This is a genomic window from Acetobacter sp. (assembly GCF_047723915.1).
Taxonomy (GTDB): domain Bacteria; phylum Pseudomonadota; class Alphaproteobacteria; order Acetobacterales; family Acetobacteraceae; genus Acetobacter.
In genome coordinates, this window is sequence record NZ_JBDOBQ010000016.1 from 1 (window position 1) to 19,672 (window position 19,672).

A 19,672-nucleotide genomic window follows, 5' to 3' on the forward strand; every position below is an offset into this window, starting at 1 on the left:
GTTTCCTGCGCGGGGGCCTGTTTGTCCGGGACTTTGACCTTCTGATCGGGGGTCGGTTTGATTTTTTTCTTCAAAAGCTTCGGTTTTTCCGGCTTTGGTACCGGCACGGGCGGGTTGGGGGCTGGCGATGGCGGGGCCATGACCTGTGGCGGCGGGTCGGGCTGGGGCGTGACCTGCGACAGCGTCTGCTGTGGGCCCAGTGGCGCATCGGTCGGCGGGGCAGGGGTCGAGACAGGCTCGGGCGCCATGTCTATGGCGATCGCGGCGGGCGGTGGTGCCGGTGCCGCTTTTGCAGGGGGTGGCAGGTGCATGACCCACCCCACGACCCCGCCTGTCAGGACCAGCACAGCCAGAAAGGACAGACCCCAGCGCAGGGTATCGTCACGTCGGGCGCGCTGGAGCCGTGCGCGGCGCCAGTCGGCAAAGCTGGAGGCGGGGGCAATGGCCCTGTCCGCTACCGCCTCGTGGGGCGTATCCGCCATGTCGGCCAGGCTGTTCACGGCGTGGCGTCCGGCGCGGGGGCTGCGCTGCCCGTTGGCACCGGCACCGCACCGGCTGCGCTGCCTTCCTCCTGGCCCTGAAGGTTGACGAGTGCCACCTTGAGGTACCCGGCGGCGCGCAGTTGATCCATCACACCCATCAGCGTGCCGTAATCCACGGTTTTGTCAGCGCGCAGGAAAATACGTTCGTCCTTGTTGCCTTTTGTCGCTGTTGCCAGCGCGGCGGGAAGTGCGTCGGTGCCGATATCGTCTTCACCCAGTGCAAGGCCATGATCGGCCTTGACGGTCAGGAACACCGGTTCATCCGGCCGGGGGGCCGGTTTTTCGGTCGAGGATGGCAGGTCCACGGGCACGTTCACCGTGGTCAGCGGTGCTGTGACCATAAAAATCACCAGCAGCACCAGCATGACGTCAATAAACGGCGTAACGTTGATTTCGCTCGCCTCATGCGGGCTTTCATCGGTGTGGCGGATGCGGATCATGCCGCTTACTCCCCCGCAAGACGCGACGAACCCAGCCGCACCACCTGCCCGCTATTGGTCAGCGCCTGCATGCGGCCCAGATCGCGCGAGACAAGACGCATGACCAGCGATGTCAGGTCCGCTACCTGTGCGCGGCATGTGGCGGACTGCCGGGCAAGGTGGTTATAGATCACCACCGCGGGAATGGCGGCCACCAGCCCAAGGGCGGTGGCCAGCAGGGCCTCGGCAATACCGGGGGCCACCACGGCAAGGCTGGTGGCCTTGCTGGCCGCAATGCCGGTAAAGGATGTCATGATCCCCCACACCGTGCCGAACAGGCCGATAAAGGGCGATGTCGCGCCAATAGTGGCCAGCAGGCCGGTGCCGCGCATCAGCCTGCGGCCCTCGGAGGCTTCCAGCCGCTCCAGATGCAGGACAATGCGTTCTTTCAACCCGTCATGATCGTCGGGAATATCGTGCGAACGGGCTTTTTCTTCCTCTGCGGCCGCCACAAAAATATGGGCGATGCTGCGGGTATCGCGGCTGTGTTCATCCGCGATCTGCAGGGACCCTGCTTGCGCAAGATCACGTTCGTCCTGATCCAGTCGCCGCCTGACACGGATGAATTCCACCGATTTGGCCACAAAGATCGTCCAGCTTACCAGCGACGCAAAAGCCAGCAGCGACATGACCGCACGGACCACCGGGCCGGCATTGAGAAACATCTCCCAGGGGGAAAAAGACATGGCAACGGGCGGGAGTGGGGGCATGGCTGATAGATCCGTTCAGGCAGGGCGGAGCGTTGCATGGATGCGGAACGTCACGCAGGTCAGAAAAAAAGGTGCCAGATATATGGCGTATCCGCGCACATTATGCAACTAAGAATCGATTGCATAAACAGGCGGGCGGACAGGTGCTGTGGCGGTCATGGATGCCAGCCGGAGGCACGGGCCGGCTCATGCCCAGGCCTGCCAGCCGGTTCTGCCGAATGGCGTCGCACGCAAGGGCGGTCAGCCGGGGCTGCCAGTTAAGGCTGCCAGTCGAGAGTGCCAGTCGGGGGTGCCAACCGGGGCGCTGGGCTTTCGCGCCGTCCGCGTGTTGCGGCCCGGTAAAAGTACCTGTCACCATCGGTCACAATGCATGACACGGGCACAGCAGGGTGGCGGGCGATGGCGCGACCGGGCTTGCAACGCAAAGATATTGCCACCGGTTCCATTTTTTCACCCGGTTGCCAGAAAAAAAATCCAGCCCGCGATTCCTCATGATCTGGAAAATGTTTTTCTGCACCTGTTGGATGAACTGGCCTGATACGGGCGAAAAAGTGCCGTTCGGCGGTGAATGTCATGATGGCTGTACAGTTCATGGAGCATGCTTGCCCTACGGATGCAGCCTGTAAGGTTCATGATTCAGGTGGTCAGGTTTATTATAAAAATCATTGATTGCAGAAAGATATTACAAAAGACAGTGTCTGGATTGGGGGCATCCGACAGGGGGCGAGCACCCGCCAGGCGGGCCTGAGCGCACCCCGTCCTGTTCGGAGGCTTGGGCGCTTTCGGCTGTGATGAATTCGCAACATCAACTCCGATGAATCGCAGCGCACCTGACAGGAAGGACTATTTGGTATTGCGAGTAGTTATCACTTGCAGATAAGCAGGCTCTCGTAAAAAACGGAGTCCTGTTCATACGTGGGTGTTTGAGCCCCGTTCAGTGAGGTGAGAATGGAACAGTCTGATCGCGCCGCTTCCCCGGCAATGCGTTTCGGGATGGCAATTATGTTGGGGTTTACCGCCGGGGTGGGGCTGATCGAGGGCGAGGCCGACGCCCAGGATATGAAGACCGAGCCGGAGGCGGCGGATTCCGCCATAAAGCTTCCGGCCGTGCGTGTCCGTGCGGAGGATACCTCGCATGAAATCCCCAATACGAACGAGATAACGCTTGGCATCGGGCGTATGCCGACAACGGTGCGTGAAACGCCGCAGGTCATCAATGTCGTTCCGCAGGAAATCATCAAGGAACAGCGGCTTTATACGCTGGACCAGGCGCTGGCGAACGTGCCGGGCATTACCCTTTCAACCGGCGAAGGCCGTGGGGGCCTGAACGGGGACCAGTTCCGTATTCGCGGCCAGCAGGCCCGTGGCGATGTGTATACCGATGGCCTGAAGGATTTCGGGACCTATACGCGCGATATTTTCGATATCGAGAATGTCGAAGTCATCAAGGGGCCGGCGGGCGAGTATTTCGGGGCGGCCAACCTTGGCGGCCTGATCAACGAAACGCTCAAGAAAGCCCATGCGGGCACGTCGTACAATTACGATCAGGCCTTTGGCAGTGCCAGCCTTTACCGTGGGCAGGCGGATGTCAATTACGGGATCAACGACAATATCGCTTTGCGTATCAACGGCATGTACAACCAGAGCGGCGTGCAGGACCGGGATTACGTCTTTTCAAACCGGTATGGTGCTGCTGTCGACCTGGGCGTGGGGCTGAAAAGCAAGACGTCGTGGCACCTGAACTGGCGGTGGCTGCATACCGACAGCATACCCGATTACGGCGTGCCGATGATCCTGAAAGGGGGTGTCTATCGCCCGATCACCAGCGAGGGGCTGAACCGCAACACCACCTATGCCCGCAGTGCCGATCGCGACAATTCTGATATTCACAGCCTGACGTCATCGCTGAAGTCTGAAATCGCGTCGTGGTTCACGCTGACGAACAATACCCGCCTGACCAAATACGAACGTAATTACTCCGCGACAACGCCGGGGGCCTGCAGCACTACAGCCTGCGTGAACGAGTTCATGGCTGGCGGTAATCCACTTTTCCCCTATGGCGCGGGTGGCGGTGTCGCATATCTGTCCAAGGGCTGGGGGGCTGAAAATGTCCTGATGGGCAATGCCCGGTTCCATACCGGTTTTGTCAGGCATGATCTCAAGTTTGGCGTGGATATCAATTACCAGGATGAAAACCGCTATGCCGGGACCTGGTATAACCGCAACAACAACCAGACGCTTCGCAATCCGTCCCATGCCTCGAACGGTGCTTACGTCCGCTTTCCCCGGTCCCAGATGGCAAACGCCGATCAGCGCGATGTGGGTCTGTTCGTGTCAGATCATATCCAGTTGACAAAACAGCTCGCCCTGTTCGGTGCCGTGCGGTGGGATGCGTTCCAGTCCACGTTTGCGGGGTATCAGATATCCGCAACCGTGCCGCGCCAGAAGCAGAATGCCGACCGGTGGAGCCCGTCGGGCAGTGTCGTCTATTCACCGTTCGATGCATCGTCGTTCTATTTCACGTTTTCGCGCTCCTACAAGCCGATCGGCACCGACGTGTCGTCCCAGGTCATGATCCAGCCCAGCGACACGGCGCAGAATGGCGCGGATTTCAAACCGCAGCGCAGCGACCTGTTCGAATTCGGCAACAAGACCGATTTCTTCAATAAACGTCTGGGCATGGGCATTGCCTTTTTCCAGATCAACCAGAACAACTCCTATTACTATGACGAGAGCGGCGACGTCGTGACCGGCTTCAGCGATTCAGGTGTCGGCCTGCGCACACGTGGTGTCGAGCTGAGCCTGAGCGGGAAAATTACCAAAAACTGGGACATTTACGGCTCCTATTCCTATATGGACGGGCGCATCACCCATAGTGCCGCGTATAACGGCAACCAGGCCCCGGGTGTTTCGCACAACAATTTCTCGGTCTGGTCGTCCTATAACGTTTCGGATCATCTGCTCAACCCGGGCTGGGGTGCGCTTAAAGTCGCAGGGGGCGCGCAGTATGCATCCGCGTACTGGGCCAATGGCAACTTTGCCAATACAGCCCGTATTCCCTACCAGTTTTCGCTGAACGGTATGGTGTCGTGGGAAATGAAGCATTACCGCGTGTCTCTGAACGCCAACAACATTACCGACCATCTGAACTACGCATCCTCGTTCAGCACCGGGCGTGCCGTGCCCGGTCCCGGTCGGTCCTTTATCGGAAATGTCGGCCTGACATTCTGATGAAAACCGACATGTCGGGGGGGGAGGTAGCGCTCCCCCCCACCGGGGCCGACACGGTGGCCCCGGTGGGGGGCGACACGGTGGATATCCAGCTTATGCTCGGGCAGATCTCTCTGGACAGGGGGGATTTTTCCCGGGCGTTCGATATGTTCATGATCGCGGCGCAAAGCGGGCAGCCCCGGGCTTTGAACATGCTCGGCCGGGCTTATGAACGGGGGTGGGGGGTGGAAAGAAACGTCGCGCGCGCACTGGACTATTTCGCGGCGGCGGCCCAGGGCGGTGACGGCTGGGCGGAGTTCAACATGGCCGATCTCTATCTTGCGGGGGAAGGGGTGCCGCGTCATGTCGGGCGAGCCTATGCGCATTACCAGCGGGCGGCGCGGCGGGGGGTTGCCAAGGCGCTGAACATGCTCGGGCTCATTCATGAAAAAGACCTGCCGCAGGGACCCGACCCCGATGGCGCCAGGCTTTTTTTCGAGGCGGCGGCCCAGGGCGGAGACTGCTGGGCCTGTCTGAACATGGGCCGCCTGTGCCTTGACGCAAAGGACCCGGCCGCCGCCGCCCGGTGGTTCCGGCGTTCCCTGCCGCTGGGCTTCGACCAGTACTGGCTGGTACTGGAGCAGGTGCTTGTTGGGCGCGGAGATGCTGAGTTTGCGCATATTCTGGCCGAAACCCGCCACCGCCTGCAGGCACGCGAAGGGGTGGCGGCGCAGCAGGACCTGGCCGGGTGATCTGTAGGGCAGGTGCCTTCAGCTCCGTTTGAGGTTTATACCCTTTGTAACTTTGACGGCCGGTGTGGATACGGCCGCATGCCTGCAATGAAAGATGGTCTTCCATGGCAATCAATTCGTCTTCCCCGGCATCGTCTGGCCCGGCATCGTCTGGCTCCGCATCGCCCGGCCCGGCGTCGTCCGGTTCGGTATCACCCGGTCCGGTATCGTCTGGTAGGGGGCTTCCCGACCGCCCCCGTCGTCCGTTCACGGTTTTCATGAACCGTTACGGTACCCCCCTTACGACGGGCTTTTTCCTTGTTTCCACAATAACCGGTGTCGCGCTGTTCTTTCATTGGGGGCCGGGTGCGTTCCATCCCATGCATGAATGGCTCAGCATGGTTCTGCTGGCCCCTTTTGTGCTGCACATGATCAAGAACTGGAACTCCCTGCTGAACTACGCCCGTCGGGGGTGGCTGTACGTGCCGTTCCTGATTGCGCTGCTTGGCAGTGCGTATTTTTTCGTGGCTCCGGCGACCGGGAACAAGGCAGGCAACAGGCAGGTTGCGTTCCGCGTTGTGGGCATGGTGACAAAAGCCCCGCTCAGTCAGGTCGCCCCTCTTTTCGGTGCGGACCCGGAACAGGCGCTGCATCGCCTTCAGGCCGCGCATTTTACGGTGGATGCGGATACCCGGACGATTGACGAGATCGCCAGTGCCAGCCACCAGACGGCCAATGACGTGCTGCTTGCCCTCATGCAGGCACCTGACGGTGGAAAACGCCACGGCAACCGCCCTGACGGCATGCCGCGGGACCACTGACGGCAGTCATCCGCCCGTGGCTACGCTGGCGCCACGGGTCCGGGGGCATCGTGTCGCACCTGCCGTTGGGCGGACTGCGGGGCTGGTCTTGCACGCGCAGGGGGCGTCGCCCGTCGGTATGGCAGGCCATGACCGGCAGAACGGCGCCGCAATGGCCATGCGGCGGTCGGCTGCGGTATTTTATGCCTTGTCGCGGGCTTGTGGCCGGCCGGTTATGCGCTGCCAGTAGTCATCGGCTCTTTTTTCAAACGTCGGGGCGTCGCGTGCGTCGCTTTGGTAGAGCGTGCCTGCGGCAAGTGGCGAATAAACCTGTTCCACCCAGCCACGGGGGTCGTCATGGGGCAGGCGGTACCCCACATGCCCGAGGGCTGCCGCACCTTTATAATGCGTGTCGCGCAGATGCAGCGGCACGGCTGCCGCGGGCTTGCTGGCCACGTAATGCAGCGCCGTCGAAATGCCACGATAGGCCGACATGGATTTGGGGGCCCGCGCGACATGCAAGGCCGCATGGGCCAGAACGATCTGTGCTTCGGGGTAGCCTATTTTTTCGACCGCCTGCGCGGCGGCAACCGCGGTCTGGAGCGCGGTATTGTCCGCAAGGCCGACATCTTCAGACGCATGGATCATGATCCGGCGGGCAATATAGCGCGGGTCCTCGCCCCCGTGGATCAGGCGCGCCAGCCAGTACAGCGTTGCGTCGGGGTCGGACCCCCGCATGGATTTAACAAAGGCCGAAACAACATCGTAATGCGCATCGCCCGAACGGTCGTGGTTGACCGGGGCCGCGGCATACACCTCCTCCACCATGGCGTCGGTTACGGTCACGGTCTGCTCGCCATGGCCGATTGCAAGGCTTTCCAGCGCTGTCAGTGCGCGCCGGGCGTCGCCGCCCGAACGCCCCGCGATCAGGCGGATCTGGGCGGGGGCCATGATAATGCTGGCGCCGCTGGCCTGCAGGCAGGCAAGCCCCCGCCGGATGACCTGTTCCATGTCCTCGATGCTGAGCGGCTCGAGCTTGAGAATTGTCGAGCGCGATACGAGAGCGGGCGTCAGCACATGATACGGGTTGCCGGTTGTGGCGCCAATGAAGTCCGCTGTGCCGTCTTCGCAGATGGCAAGCAGATCGTCGGTCTGGGTGGCGGAAAAGCGCTGGACTTCATCCACGAAGATCAGAAGCGGGACCATACGCGCTTCATCGGCCAGCTTGCGGATATCCGCGACGCCCGCGCGGGATGCGTTGAGCGCGCGAAAGGCCTTGCCAAGCATGGTACCCACCGCCCGCGCGATGGAGGTTTTGCCAATGCCGGGCGGGCCATACAGAATGACGCTGCCCAGCGCACCGGCGGCAATACGGCGGCGCAGGATCGAGCCGGGTGCCACCACGGCAGACTGCCCGATCACGTCATCCAGCGTTGCGGGGCGCAGTCGTGCGGCAAGCGGGCGCGGGCCATTTTGTGCCCCGGCGTCGAACAGGTCACTCATGTCTGGTTATCGGGCAGGGCAGGTTTCACGCGTATAGAACCGGTTGTGGCACAGTCTGTCTGTTCTAGCATATGTGATCCGGCAAGTCCCGCGCGGCCCCGTTGCAGGCGGCGGGGTGCAGGGGGCGGGGCGACCTGTAGCCGGTGTGGAGCCTGTGCGCGGTGCCGGGGGTGCTGCAGGGCTTTGCGTCGATATGCCCCCGTTTATTGCCCCCGGGCATGGTCTCGCTCATGGCCCTGCTCACTGCTCACTGCTCACTGCTCACTGCTCACTGCTCACTGCTCATGGTCCCGGCCATGCTCCCAGGTTCTGGCCCCGGCAGGGGCCGCACATGGACCAGACGACGCGGGGCGGTGCATCGCGGTTTGGTCGGGGGCTGGCAGTCGCTGCGTGTAAAATTGTTGCAAAATCATGTGAAAAATATTTAATTGCACGATAGTAACAAATTGCGGACAGCCATGACCCCCGAGCGTAAAAGCCTTTTCAGCGCCATGATCGGCAACATGGTCGAATGGTATGACTTCGCGCTTTATACCGCCGCGACCCCGCTGGTTTTCGCGCCGCTGTTCTTTCCGCCCGGTCAGTCGTCCTTTGCAAACCAGTTTGCGGCCATTGTGGTTTTTGCCTCGGGCCATGTCATGCGTCCGGCAGGGGGTGTGCTGTTCGGACATATGGGGGATTGCAGGGGGCATATGAGCGCGCTGCGCTGGACCCTGCTGCTGATCGGCAGCGTGACGGTGCTGATCGGGCTTTTGCCCACCTATGCACAGGCGGGCGTGCTGGCGCCGTTGTGCCTGCTGGTCATGCGACTGGTGCAGGGGCTGGCCGCCGGTGGGGAATGGGCAGGCAGCGTGCTGGTCATAGGCGGGGCGGCACCCGGCGGGCGGACACGCCATGTCATGATGGCGCTCAGTCAGAGCGGGGTGGCGCTGGGCATGGTGCTGGGCACTGCGGCCCTGTGGCTGGCGCACGCGCTCCCCGCGGCGCAGTTTACAGGCTGGGGCTGGCGCGTGCCGTTTCTGGTCACGCTGCCGGCGGTGATCGTGGGGGTGCGCCTGCGCGCGGGACTGACCGGCCCGCCAATGGACCGGCCTATCTGTCAGACCAAGGCCCATGCCATTGATCATACCACGGGTCAGGTCATTGCTGACGGCACCAGTCGGGCCATGGATCGGCGCGGCGGGCAGGCAGCGGTCGCGCGCTTGCCCATCTGGCGGCTTATGCGCACCAGCCCGGGCCCGGTATTGTGCGGGATCGGGTTGCGGCTGGCTGAAAACGGCGGCGTGTACCTGATTACGGTATTCGGGCTGGTTTACGGGCGTGCCTGCGGCGTGCCCGATTCACGGTTGCTGGCGGGGCTGACGGCGGGGCTTGTGGCCGATGCTTGCGCCATGCCGCTTTTTGCGCGGCTGGTCACAAGGCTGGGGGCTGCGCGCATCTATCTGGGTGGGCTGGTGGCCCTGGCGGTTCTGTCCGTGCCGTTTTTCATGCTGATCCGTTCTGGCACGACGCCATGTGTGGTGGCGGCCTTCGTTCTGGCGCTGGGGCTGGGCCATGCGCCAACGATCGCGGTGGAACCGCTGCTGCTGGAACGCCTGTTCCCGCCCGCCCTGCGCTATACCGGTATTGCCGTGGCGCATGAGGGGGGTGCCGTGCTGGCGGGTGGGGTTTCCCCCGTGGCGGCGGCGGGTCTTTACCACATGGCGGGAAATGTGAACGCCGTTGCCGTCTACCTTGTCGGGCTGGTGGCCTGTTCGGGGCTGGCCCTGCTGGCATGCCGTGGCACCGGGCAAGAATGACCCTTTCCGCCGCCCGGCAGATCGGCTAGTCCTGCCCTTTGAAACCGGTGGCATACAGCGCCATCCGGGTACGGAGGGCGAGTCGCCGCCCAGGGATGACGCGTTCGGGCAGGCCGGGTCGCATCGCCTGCCAGGCAGGACGCTCCAGAGCCGAGGACTGGTTTTTTGAGACGAGGCAAGATCTGGCGTCAGGCCAACCCGACCAATGCGGCTTTTTCGCCTGACGCATCGCCCTTCTTCCATCTGTCACGACTGACGGGGCTGTACCATCTGCGCATGGATGCCCATCTCAAGCCGATCGGCATGGACGTGCCGCGCTGGCGTGTGCTCAATATCCTGTCCGAACGCGACTGCGCGACCATCAGCACCATTGCGGACCTGGCGGTGATCCGGGTGCCGACCATGACCAAGCTGATCTACCGGATGGAGGCCGAAGACCTGGTGCGCACGCAGGTTTCCGCCCGTGACGGCCGCGTGACGGAGGTGAACCTGACCGACAAGGGGCGGGCCGCCGTCGAGCAGGTGCGGGCCAAGGCCGGGCTGATTTTTGAGCGCGCCTTTCATGACGTGGAGGATGCGGAGATCGACGCATTCATGAAAACCCTGCGTAAAATCTACGACAATATCTACTGATCGCCCTGCGCCAGAAACTTAATAAATAAGTGGAAATGTCTACTATTCCGATGTAGTATCGTTTTCGCCCGCCAGATATGGTGGGTGATGACGGAGTGCGGCGGCCATGATCATTTCCGCAAAGGATCGCAGGCGGGTGGCGCGGCGCAGGCTGCCCCGCTGGCTTTTCGACTATATCGACGGTGGTGCGGGGTCCGAGGTCACGCTGCGCCGGAACCGCGCCGCACTGGAGCGGATCGGCTTTGTGCCCATGGCGCTGCGGGGTGCGGCGGCTCCGGTGCTCGGGGCCGATGTGCTGGGCTTCGATCTGGATTTTCCGGTTATTCTGGCCCCTGTGGGCATGGCGGGTCTTGTGTCCCCGGCGGGGGAGATCGCAGCCGCGCAGGCTGCGGCTACGGCGGGCAGCGCCATGTGGGTGTCCAGCTTCTCGCTCGCGGGGATCGAGCAGATCGCAGCCCGTGTCGACCCGGCACGGCTGGGCTTTCAGCTTTATGTCTTCCGCGACCGCGCTGTTACGCAGGATGTGCTGCGCCGTGTCTGGGCCGTGGGCATACGCACCCTTGTCGTCACGGTGGATACACCCGTTACCCCCTTGCGCGAACGGGACGCGCGCAATGGTTTTCGGAGTGCGACAGGTATTTCGCCACGTCTGGCGGCGCAGATGCTGGCCCGCCCGCGCTGGCTGTACGGGGCCATGCGCCGGTCCGACCGGCTTGTGGGCAATCTGGTCCCTTATGACATGGGGGCCAATCTGTTCGCCCAGGCGGCGTCCATTGGTCGCGCCATGGACCCCACACTGGACTGGGACGACATGGCCCGCCTGCGCGCGCAATGGAAAGGTCGGCTGGTCATCAAGGGTGTTCTGCATCCGCAGGATGTCGCGCGCGCGGCCACACTTGGCCTGGACGGGGTGGTGCTGTCCAACCACGGGGGGCGCCAGCTCGACGGCGCCATTTCCGCGATAGAAGCATTGCCCGCCTGCGTGGATGCGGCCCGGGGCCGGGTCGAGATCTGTGTGGATGGCGGTTTTCGGTCGGGGGGCGATCTTGTCAGGGCGCTGGCGCTCGGCGCCTCCGCCGTGCTGATCGGGCGGCCATGGGTTTACGGGCTTGCGGCGCAGGGCGGGCAGGGCGTGGCCGATGTGCTGGCCAGCCTGCGCGATGGCATGCGTAGCACCATGACGCTGCTGGGTGCGGCCGACCTGACATCCCTGCGGGCCATGTGGCCCATGTGTTTTCAAACATCGTCCATTCCAACGGGCGGGGACGGTGCGTGCGTGCCCGACTTCCGCCCAGCAGAGGCAACAGCATGACCGAAACATCCATCCTTCCCGCGGTTCAGGCCTTTCTGGACCGCAGGCATCAGCTTTATATCGGTGGCCGGTGGGTGGAGCCCGAGGGCGATGCCCGGCTGAATGTCTACAACCCCGCGACCGGGGCGCTGATCAGCACCGTGCCCGATGCCTCCGCACGTGACGCGGCACGCGCGGTCGAAGTCGCGCGTGAGAGCTTCTGCTCCGGTGTGTGGACGTCTCTTGCGCCGGGCATGCGTGAGCGTGTGCTGCTGCGCCTTGCGGACCTGGTGGAACGCGATGCCGAAATCCTGGCCCAGCTCGAAACGCTGGAGCAGGGAAAATCGCTGGTGCTGTCGCGTATTCTCGAATCCGGCGGGGCGCAGTCCTGGATACGGTATGTGGCGGGGCTGGCCACCAAGATCACGGGCCAGAGCCTGGACGTGTCCATCGCCCTGCCGCCGGGGGCGCGTTACACCAGCTTTACGCGCAAGGAACCCGTGGGGGTTGTGGCGGGTATCGTGCCGTGGAACTTCCCGCTGCTGATCGCGGTGTGGAAAGTGTTGCCGGCCCTGGCGGCGGGGTGTTCGGTCGTGGCCAAACCCGCCGACACCACACCGCTGACCCTGCTGTACCTGGCCCAGCTTGCAACGGAAGCCGGTGTGCCCGACGGCGTGTTCAACGTCGTGACCGGGCGTGGCGCCACCACGGGGGATACGCTGGTACGCCACCCCGATGTGGCCAAGGTCAGCTTTACTGGCTCTACCCCCGTGGGCAAGAGCATTGCCCGGATCTGCGCGGAGCGGCTGGCCCCGGTTTCGCTCGAACTGGGCGGCAAGAACCCCGCCATCGTGCTGGCGGATGCGGATGTCGAACAGGTGGTGGGCGGACTGGCGCTTGCGGGTTTTCTCAACCAGGGGCAGGTCTGCGCGGCCTGTTCGCGGGTGTATGTGCAGGCCCCGCTATTCGACAGGGTGGCCGCCGGACTGCACGCGGCCCTGTCCTCCATGCGGATCGGTCCGGGTATGGACGAAACCGCGCAGGTCAACCCCGTGGCGTCCGCCGTGCAGCAGCGCAAGGTGGCGGGCTACCTGGAGAACGCCGTGGCGCAGGGGGCCGAAATCCTGTGGGGGCAGGACCTTCCCGCCAATACGGGGGCCGGTGCAGGGGCTGGCTACTACGTGCGCCCGGCGCTGGTGCTGAACCCCGATGACCGGCTGGCCCTCACGCGGGAGGAAGTGTTCGGCCCCGTCATGACCCTGACACGGGTCGACAGCGTGGAAGACGCACTGGCCCGCGCCAATGACAGCGCCTTCGGTCTGGCCGCAAGCCTGTGGACCGGCAGCCTTGCCCGGGCCATGGACCTGCCGCCGCGCATGCAGGCCGGTACGGTCTGGGTGAACAGCCATGTCATGATCGACCCCAACCTGCCGTTCGGGGGCATGAAGGAGTCCGGGCTGGGGCGGGACTTCGGCACCGCCTGGCTGGATGCGTTCACGGAACTCAAAGCCGTCTGTATCCGGCACTGACAGGGATGATGCGGCTCATGCGCAATGCACGGAAAAAGATTTTGAAAAACAGCTCTCTTTCCGAATACGCGGCAGGGCGGTCCGGCCTGCTGGCGCAGCCCCTGCGCTGCGTGACGGGCGTTGTCGCATGTCTGTCGCTGGTTGCGGGCTGGAGTGGGGGGCAGGGTACCGTGTGGGGTGCGGCGCATGCCGCCGCTGCCTCGGGCCATGCCCCCGCCGCCGCAGGTGTGTCGCCTATTCCTTCGGCTACCCCATTGGTTCCCCCCCAGGCCGCCCCGCGTGGCGGTTTGCTGGCCGGGGGAGCTGGTAATTCGGCCAGCAATCAGGTCAGTAATCCGGCCAGTAATCCGCTTGGCAACCCGGTTGGCACGCCAGCCATGGCGGCGGCTCTTGCGGCGGGTGGGCTGCCCGTGCCCGACCAGGACTGGCCGCAGCATGGCCGCACAACGGCCGAGCAGCGTTACAGCCCGCTGACCCAGATCGACACGAAAACCGTGGGGCGTCTGGGTCTGGCCTGGTATCAGGATTTTGACACGTTTCGCGGGCAGGAGGGCACGCCCCTGATCGTGGATGGTGTCATGTATGTCACCACGAACTGGAGCAAGGTCGAGGCATTGAACGCCGCGACAGGGGCCGTGCTGTGGCAGTTCGACCCGCGTGTGCCCGGCAATGTGGCCGCCAAAGGCTGTTGCGATACGGTCAACCGCGGGGCCGCCTATTGGGACGGCCGTGTCTATGTCGGTACGTTCGACGGCCGGCTGATCGCGCTGGATGCCAGAACAGGCCACCAGCTATGGAGTGTCGACACCATTCCCGCGCGGGCCAGTCTGGGCGGCATACGGTCCTACACCATTGACGGCGCCCCCCGCGTGGCCAGGGGCGTAGTCATGATCGGCAATGGTGGGGCCGAATTCGGGGCGCGGGGTTTTGTGTCCGGGTTCGACGCGCGGACCGGCGTGCTCAAATGGCGCTTTTACACCGTGCCCGCCCCCGATAACCGCCCCGACGGGACCGTGTCCGATACCGTGCTGGCGCGCAAGGCCTACCGGACCTGGAGCCCAACCGGCGCCTGGACCCGTTCGGGCGGTGGCGGCACCGTCTGGGATTCCATCGTCTACGACCCGCAGACCGATCTGGTCTTTCTGGGCGTGGGCAATGGATCGCCATGGAGTTACAAGGTCCGCTCCAACGGCATTGGCAGCAACCTCTTTCTGGGCAGCATTGTGGCCATTCGCCCCGAAACAGGCGAATATGTCTGGCATTTTCAGGAAACACCCATGGACCAGTGGGACTTTACAGCCTCACAGCCCATGATGGTGCTGGACCTGACACTGGGCGGCGTGCGGCGTCACCTGCTGGCGCAGGCCCCCAAGAACGGTTTTTTCTATCTGCTCGATGCCGCAACCGGGGAATTCGTTTCCGCCATACCCTACACATTTCTCAACTGGGCCAGCGGGGTGGACCCGCTGACCGGCCGTCCGGTGATCGTGCCCGATGCGCTGTGGTCGCTGACCGGGCAGACCTGGATGGGTATTCCCGGCTCGCTGGGTGGACATAACTGGGCGCCCATGGCCTACAGCCCCAGAACGGGTTACGTCTATATTCCCGCCCAGCAGTTGCCCGAGCCGTTCAAATCGGAAAAAGGCTTTCGCCTGCATGGCATGGGCGTCAATCTGGGTATCGACATGGCGGGCCTGCCCGACGTGCCTGCCGTGATCGACGCCGTGACAAAAGGGGTAAAAGGCTGGCTCGAAGCCTGGGACCCCGTGGCTGGCAAGGTAGCGTTCCGGGTGGAACATGACACGGCCTGGAACGGCGGCGTGCTGGCCACGGCGGGCGATCTGGTGTTCCAGGGGCTCGCCACCGGCGGCTTCGAAGCGTATGACGCGCGCACTGGCGCGGTGCTGTACCATTTTGACGCCCATACCGGTATTGTCGCCCCGCCCGTGTCCTATGCGGTGAATGGGCGGCAGTATGTAGCGGTGGAAGCCGGATGGGGCGGGGTATTCCCGCTTATGGGCGGTGCGCTGGCCCGGTACCGTAACCCCGGCATCAACCACTCGCGGCTGCTGGTGTTCGCACTGGACGGGCAGGCCCGCCTGCCGGCGGAAACCCGCACCGGGCAGTTGCCGGTGCGCATGACCCAGACCGCCGACCCCGCGCAGGTGCCCGCCGGGTATGATCTGTACCAGCATTACTGCCTGGCCTGTCATGGCGATAACGCCGTGGGTGGCGGCGTTTTGCCCGATCTGCGGTATTCCGGCGCACTGGCCACGCGCGACGGGTTCGAGGCCGTGGTGGGGCGCGGGGCGCTGACCGCCTATGGCATGGTGGGGTTTTCCAGTGTTCTTGCCGCGCAGGATATCGAAAAGATCCGGCAGTTCCTGATCAGCCGCGCGATGGCGCTGCCCGCTGGATCATCCGCGAAAAAATAGTACAGAATCGAAAGGAAACTGCTGGACATATCAGTTTCCTTTTCACATAATATTTTCTGTTTACAGGCAATCGTCGAACCCTTTTTTGCTGGAAAGGCTCGGCGGCAGGATACATCATTGCCTTATCGTATCGATTGATACCCGCCGGTCGGTCGGCGGGTTAGTGAGGAAACAAGAAAGATGTGGATAAATCGGGCAAGGAAGGGTGTGCTTCCTGCGGTATTCCCTTCTATGGTTACCCTCAGGGCGCCGGTGCTGAAGTCCGGCTGTTCGGTGCTGGCGCTGGCTTTTGCTTTCGATGCGGCGTCCGCGGCGACAACGGCTGCTTCACGCACGAAGGGGGGCAAGGCCGCGACGGCATCTGTCCATAAAACCGGCGCTGCCACAGGTGCGAAAACGGCGGCAACGTCACCTGCCGGCACTGCCGCTGCGCCGGCAGGGGCGGGGCGGAAGCCGAAGAACACAGCCGCCCTGCGCAGCACCGGTCTGGAAGACGTCATGGTGCATGCCCGGCGGCGTAGCGAACGCCTCGAGCGTACGCCTATTTCCATGACAACCATGTCCGGTCAGCAGTTTACCGAACGCGGCATTACCTCGCTCGATAAAATCCAGAATTTCGCGCCCAATATCTCGTTCGGCAACGTGGCGTCCAACTCCGGTGTTGCCAACGCCTCGGCCGTGTTCATTCGTGGGATCGGCCAGACCGACTTCTCCTTCGGGGTCGATCCGGGCGTGGGCATGTATGTCGATGGCGTGTATGTCGGCAGCCCCGTGGGCGCGGTGCTGAGCATGGTCGATATTGCCGATGTCTCGGTGCTGCGTGGCCCGCAGGGCACGCTGTTCGGGCGTAACACCATTGGTGGTGCGGTCTCGGTGTCCTCCCTTACGCCGAACGAGACCCTTTCTGCCAAGGCCGATGTCAAATACGGCACGGCCAACCGCATCAACGTGCGGGCGTTCGTCAACACGCCTGTCGCCAAGAACCTTTATGCCAATTTCTCGGTCGGCAGTTTCATGCAGGACGGCTACGTCAATGCGCCGTACCAGAAAAACGCGCGGTCTCTGGGTAACCAGGACAGCCGCGTGTTCAAAGGTGCGCTGCGATGGCATCCGGTCGAGAAGCTCGATATCGTTCTGCGCGGCGACTGGACGCGTGACCGCAGCAACGGCGCGCCCTATGTCACGACTGGCGTGCTGTCGCCAGCCACCATGATTAGCATCAACAATGCCAATGCCGGCGGCACGCTCAACAACTGTTCGGGGTCGGGGTGCTACAATTCGCGCTATTACAGCAAGAACACCAACTACGGCACCGACCCAGATTATTCCAACCTGACAAGCTGGTCGACCACCGGCACGATCGATTACCACCTGACCGATTACATCGACCTTAAATCCATTACCGGATATCGAAAAAGCCTCGGCAAATTCGCGCAGGATCGTGATTCTTCTCCCATTGGAATCAATGCGGTCTATGACAATTATGCCGAAAAGCAGTTTTCGGAAGAATTCCAGGTCAACGGTCGCGCGCTGCGTAACCGCCTGCATTACGCGGTGGGCGTGTATTACTTCAACCAGTCCGGCCAGGATCTGAACCCCACGCAGTTCTATCTGCTGAGCCTGCAAAGCGGCGGCTATTTCCACGACACCAATTACGCCGCATACGCGCAGGCCACCTACGACATTACTTCCAAGCTGCATGTCACGGCTGGCGTGCGTTATACCGAAGACAACAAGAGCTTCACGCCCAACCAGTTCTATACCTCGGCTCGCGCACCGTATGTCACCATTCCGCCGGGCACCCGTATCGTGCCTTACCAGACCTACCACAACAACAATGCGCGCTGGACGCCCATGGTCAATGTGGCGTACCAGGTCACGCATGAGCTGATGGCCTATGCCACGTTCTCGCAGGGGTTCAAGGGGGGCGGCTTTACGCAGCGTCTGACGAATATTGCCTCCTCTCCGCCGGCGTTCCGGCCTGAAAGCGTCAACTCGTTCGAAGGCGGGCTGAAGTTCTACGGTCTCAATCGCAGGTTGCGTGTCAGCGCCGCAGGTTTTTACACATTCTATAACGACGTGCAGCTTCTGGTCGCGGATGAAACCCATATCGGCCCGTACTACACCAACGCAGGCAAGGCGCGTATTCCCGGTTTCGAACTTGAAGGCCAGTATGCCATTGGCGATGGCTGGACCGCTATCGGGTCTGTCGGCATGACGGATGCGCATTACACGAAGCTCAACGGTGGCGTGCAGGGCCTGACCCTGAGCAGTCCGTTCGTTCTTGTCTCCAAATGGACGGCCAATCTCGGCCTGGCCAAGGCGATCGATCTGGGCAAGGCCGGGACCCTTACGCCGCGTGTCGATGCGACATATCGCTCGCGCTACAACGCCAACCTCAACTCCATTCCGTATGCGCAGCTCATGCAGCCCAAATACATTACCGTGAACATGAGCGCGCGCTGGGTCAGTGCCAGCGGGCGTTATAATTTCATGGCCGGGCTGGACAACGCCACGAACGAGAAATTCATGGCATGGGGCAGCTATTCCGGCAGCTTCGGCAACCTCCAGAAATCCTTTGATCGCGGCCGCCAGTGGTACATTCAGGGCGGTGTTTCCTTCTGATGGCGGGGGTGTTCCGGCACCCCCAAAAACACAAAAAGTTACTTGAAAAGGAAACAAATTGTCGGTACATCAGGACATGGCCGCCACACGGGTCGCGGGTGGTGCGCCGCATGGAACGAAAGGGGGCGACGCTCGCCGCACCCCGGAGCGAGGCAGGCAGGATACAATGCTTAACGACACTCTTCCGGCTCCACACGCGCTTCAGACCGGTGACGCATTGGAGGGGCTGCTTGCCACCATTCGTGCCGGGGCGCTCGAATTCCGGGCCGCGCGGCGTATTCCCCAGCCTGTTGTCGAACAGTTCAGGACGGTGGGTGTCTACCGCGCTCTGGTGGCACGCCGCTTTGGTGGGCTTGAAGTCTCGCCCATGACTTTTCTCGAACTGGTTGAAACCATCGCCCAGGCCGACGCCTCCGCCGGGTGGGTGGCCAGTTTCGGGGTTTCGGCCACCTATCTTGCCGCGCTGCCGATCCCGACCTTGGAAAAACTCTATGCCAACGGCCCAGATGTCGTGTTTGCGGGGGCGATCTTCCCGCCGCAGAAGGCCCGCCGGGTGGATGGCGGTTTCATGGTCAGCGGTCGCTGGCCGTATGCCAGTGGCTGCCCCGGCGCCTCGCTGATCGGTGTGGGCATCGCGGTCGAGGGCGAAAGCGGTGGCCTGCCGCGCACCGCCGTCATGCCGCGTTCCTCCGTGCGGATCGACGAGACATGGGACACGATCGGTCTTGCGGGTACCGGCAGTCATGACGTGGTGGTGGACGATGTGTTCGTGCCCCATGAGTGGACCTTCATTCGCGGTGGCGCACCCAGCCTGGATGCGCCGATCTATGCCTACCCCTCGCTCGGTCTGGCGGCGCAGGTGCTGACCGTGGTGGGGCTGGGCTGTGCCCGCCGCGCCATTGACGAGGCCCGGACCATGGCGGACGGTCGCGGCTCCATTACCGGCGCACCCGTCATGGGGGACAGGCCTTTCGTGCAGGGGGTGCTTGGCCAGGCCGAAGCCCGGCTGAGTGCGGCCCGCGCTTTTTTCTATGACGTGACGCGGGAGGTCTGGGGCCAGCTCTGCGCGGGCGAGACCATATCCGACAAGCAGGCCAACAAGGTGCGGCTGGCCGCAACACACGGTGCGCAGACCGCGTTCGATGTGGCGCGGGACTGTTTCAGCCTTGGTGGGATCGCCGCCGTACGCTCCGACAATATTCTGGGCCGCTGCTTCCAGGATTGCGCAGTGGTGGCGCAGCACGCGTTCATGGCCCGTGGCAATTACGAGGCCGCCGGGCGTGTCATGCTGGGTCGTGGCGACAGGCCGGGCTACCCGTAAGCGGCCGCCCGCGAACGGTCTGGATACGCCACCCCGGAAAAGATTTTCCTGAACACCGCGGTCC

Annotated in this window: 13 protein-coding genes and 1 pseudogene; 10 read left to right on the forward strand and 4 right to left on the reverse strand. The window is 63.1% G+C overall.

Annotation, left to right across the window (positions count from 1 at the left end):
• The 3 genes and pseudogenes from ABF990_RS09665 to exbB form a co-directional block, all read right to left on the reverse strand.
• Nucleotides 1–500: pseudogene (locus tag ABF990_RS09665) on the reverse strand (energy transducer TonB); the annotation flags it as partial.
• Nucleotides 497–982: a TonB system transport protein ExbD gene (exbD, locus tag ABF990_RS09670; protein ID WP_415490763.1), complete on the reverse strand. Its 486-nt coding sequence runs from the start codon at nt 980–982 to the stop codon at nt 497–499. The gene exbD and the pseudogene ABF990_RS09665, both read right to left, overlap by 4 nt.
• A gap of 5 nt (nt 983–987) precedes the next feature.
• Complete coding sequence (gene exbB / locus ABF990_RS09675; protein ID WP_415490764.1) at nt 988–1,731, reverse strand: tonB-system energizer ExbB; 744 nt, start codon at nt 1,729–1,731, stop codon at nt 988–990.
• Nucleotides 1,732–2,724: 993 nt separating this feature from the next.
• On the opposite strand from exbB, the gene ABF990_RS09680 reads away from it, so the two are divergent.
• The 3 genes from ABF990_RS09680 to ABF990_RS09690 all read left to right on the forward strand — a co-directional run bounded on the left by ABF990_RS09680 (nt 2,725) and on the right by ABF990_RS09690 (nt 6,493).
• Nucleotides 2,725–4,962: a TonB-dependent receptor gene (locus ABF990_RS09680; protein WP_415490765.1), complete on the forward strand. Its 2,238-nt coding sequence runs from the start codon at nt 2,725–2,727 to the stop codon at nt 4,960–4,962.
• Complete coding sequence (locus ABF990_RS09685) at nt 4,962–5,693, forward strand: tetratricopeptide repeat protein (protein ID WP_415500128.1); 732 nt, start codon at nt 4,962–4,964, stop codon at nt 5,691–5,693. Before ABF990_RS09680 ends, ABF990_RS09685 begins: the two co-directional genes overlap by 1 nt.
• Before the next feature lie 104 nt (nt 5,694–5,797).
• Complete coding sequence (locus ABF990_RS09690) at nt 5,798–6,493, forward strand: DUF4405 domain-containing protein (RefSeq protein WP_415490767.1); 696 nt, start codon at nt 5,798–5,800, stop codon at nt 6,491–6,493.
• 180 nt (nt 6,494–6,673) lie between these two features.
• Here the strand turns inward: ABF990_RS09690 and ABF990_RS09695 are convergent, their stop codons facing one another.
• A complete protein-coding gene (locus ABF990_RS09695; RefSeq protein ID WP_415490768.1) occupies nt 6,674–7,975 on the reverse strand; it encodes a replication-associated recombination protein A in 1,302 nt (433 codons plus the stop codon).
• A 458-nt stretch (nt 7,976–8,433) separates the two neighbouring features.
• Between ABF990_RS09695 and ABF990_RS09700 the strand changes: the two genes are divergently transcribed.
• From ABF990_RS09700 to ABF990_RS09730, 7 genes are all read left to right on the forward strand, one after another.
• Nucleotides 8,434–9,774: an MFS transporter gene (locus ABF990_RS09700; protein WP_415490769.1), complete on the forward strand. Its 1,341-nt coding sequence runs from the start codon at nt 8,434–8,436 to the stop codon at nt 9,772–9,774.
• Nucleotides 9,775–9,939: 165 nt separating this feature from the next.
• Entirely contained in the window at nt 9,940–10,407 is a 468-nt protein-coding gene (locus ABF990_RS09705) for a MarR family winged helix-turn-helix transcriptional regulator (RefSeq protein WP_415490770.1), read from the forward strand.
• 106 nt (nt 10,408–10,513) lie between these two features.
• Nucleotides 10,514–11,719, forward strand: coding sequence for an alpha-hydroxy acid oxidase (locus ABF990_RS09710; RefSeq protein ID WP_415490771.1), 1,206 nt, complete (start codon nt 10,514–10,516; stop codon nt 11,717–11,719).
• Complete coding sequence (locus ABF990_RS09715) at nt 11,716–13,227, forward strand: aldehyde dehydrogenase family protein (RefSeq protein ID WP_415500127.1); 1,512 nt, start codon at nt 11,716–11,718, stop codon at nt 13,225–13,227. The genes ABF990_RS09710 and ABF990_RS09715 overlap by 4 nt, the downstream gene beginning before the upstream one ends.
• Before the next feature lie 377 nt (nt 13,228–13,604).
• The gene (locus ABF990_RS09720) at nt 13,605–15,662 is read left to right on the forward strand and encodes a PQQ-dependent dehydrogenase, methanol/ethanol family (protein ID WP_415500129.1); all 2,058 of its coding nucleotides are present in this window, start codon (nt 13,605–13,607) and stop codon (nt 15,660–15,662) included.
• Nucleotides 15,663–15,893: 231 nt separating this feature from the next.
• Nucleotides 15,894–18,287 (forward strand): TonB-dependent receptor, encoded by a 2,394-nt coding sequence (locus ABF990_RS09725; protein WP_415500126.1) that lies wholly within the window; start codon nt 15,894–15,896, stop codon nt 18,285–18,287.
• Nucleotides 18,288–18,453: 166 nt separating this feature from the next.
• Nucleotides 18,454–19,608: an acyl-CoA dehydrogenase family protein gene (locus ABF990_RS09730; RefSeq protein ID WP_415490774.1), complete on the forward strand. Its 1,155-nt coding sequence runs from the start codon at nt 18,454–18,456 to the stop codon at nt 19,606–19,608.
• The last annotated feature ends 64 nt before the right edge of the window (nt 19,609–19,672 follow it).

Coding starts and splice junctions, on each gene's coding strand:
- exbD (WP_415490763.1), bottom strand. CDS start 982: ATGATCCGCATCCGCCACACCGATGAAAGCCCGCATGAGGCGAGCGAA.
- exbB (WP_415490764.1), bottom strand. CDS start 1,731: ATGCCCCCACTCCCGCCCGTTGCCATGTCTTTTTCCCCCTGGGAGATG.
- ABF990_RS09680 (WP_415490765.1), top strand. CDS start 2,725: ATGGCAATTATGTTGGGGTTTACCGCCGGGGTGGGGCTGATCGAGGGC.
- ABF990_RS09685 (WP_415500128.1), top strand. CDS start 4,962: ATGAAAACCGACATGTCGGGGGGGGAGGTAGCGCTCCCCCCCACCGGG.
- ABF990_RS09690 (WP_415490767.1), top strand. CDS start 5,798: ATGGCAATCAATTCGTCTTCCCCGGCATCGTCTGGCCCGGCATCGTCT.
- ABF990_RS09695 (WP_415490768.1), bottom strand. CDS start 7,975: ATGAGTGACCTGTTCGACGCCGGGGCACAAAATGGCCCGCGCCCGCTT.
- ABF990_RS09700 (WP_415490769.1), top strand. CDS start 8,434: ATGACCCCCGAGCGTAAAAGCCTTTTCAGCGCCATGATCGGCAACATG.
- ABF990_RS09710 (WP_415490771.1), top strand. CDS start 10,514: ATGATCATTTCCGCAAAGGATCGCAGGCGGGTGGCGCGGCGCAGGCTG.
- ABF990_RS09715 (WP_415500127.1), top strand. CDS start 11,716: ATGACCGAAACATCCATCCTTCCCGCGGTTCAGGCCTTTCTGGACCGC.
- ABF990_RS09720 (WP_415500129.1), top strand. CDS start 13,605: ATGGCGGCGGCTCTTGCGGCGGGTGGGCTGCCCGTGCCCGACCAGGAC.
- ABF990_RS09725 (WP_415500126.1), top strand. CDS start 15,894: ATGGTTACCCTCAGGGCGCCGGTGCTGAAGTCCGGCTGTTCGGTGCTG.
- ABF990_RS09730 (WP_415490774.1), top strand. CDS start 18,454: ATGCTTAACGACACTCTTCCGGCTCCACACGCGCTTCAGACCGGTGAC.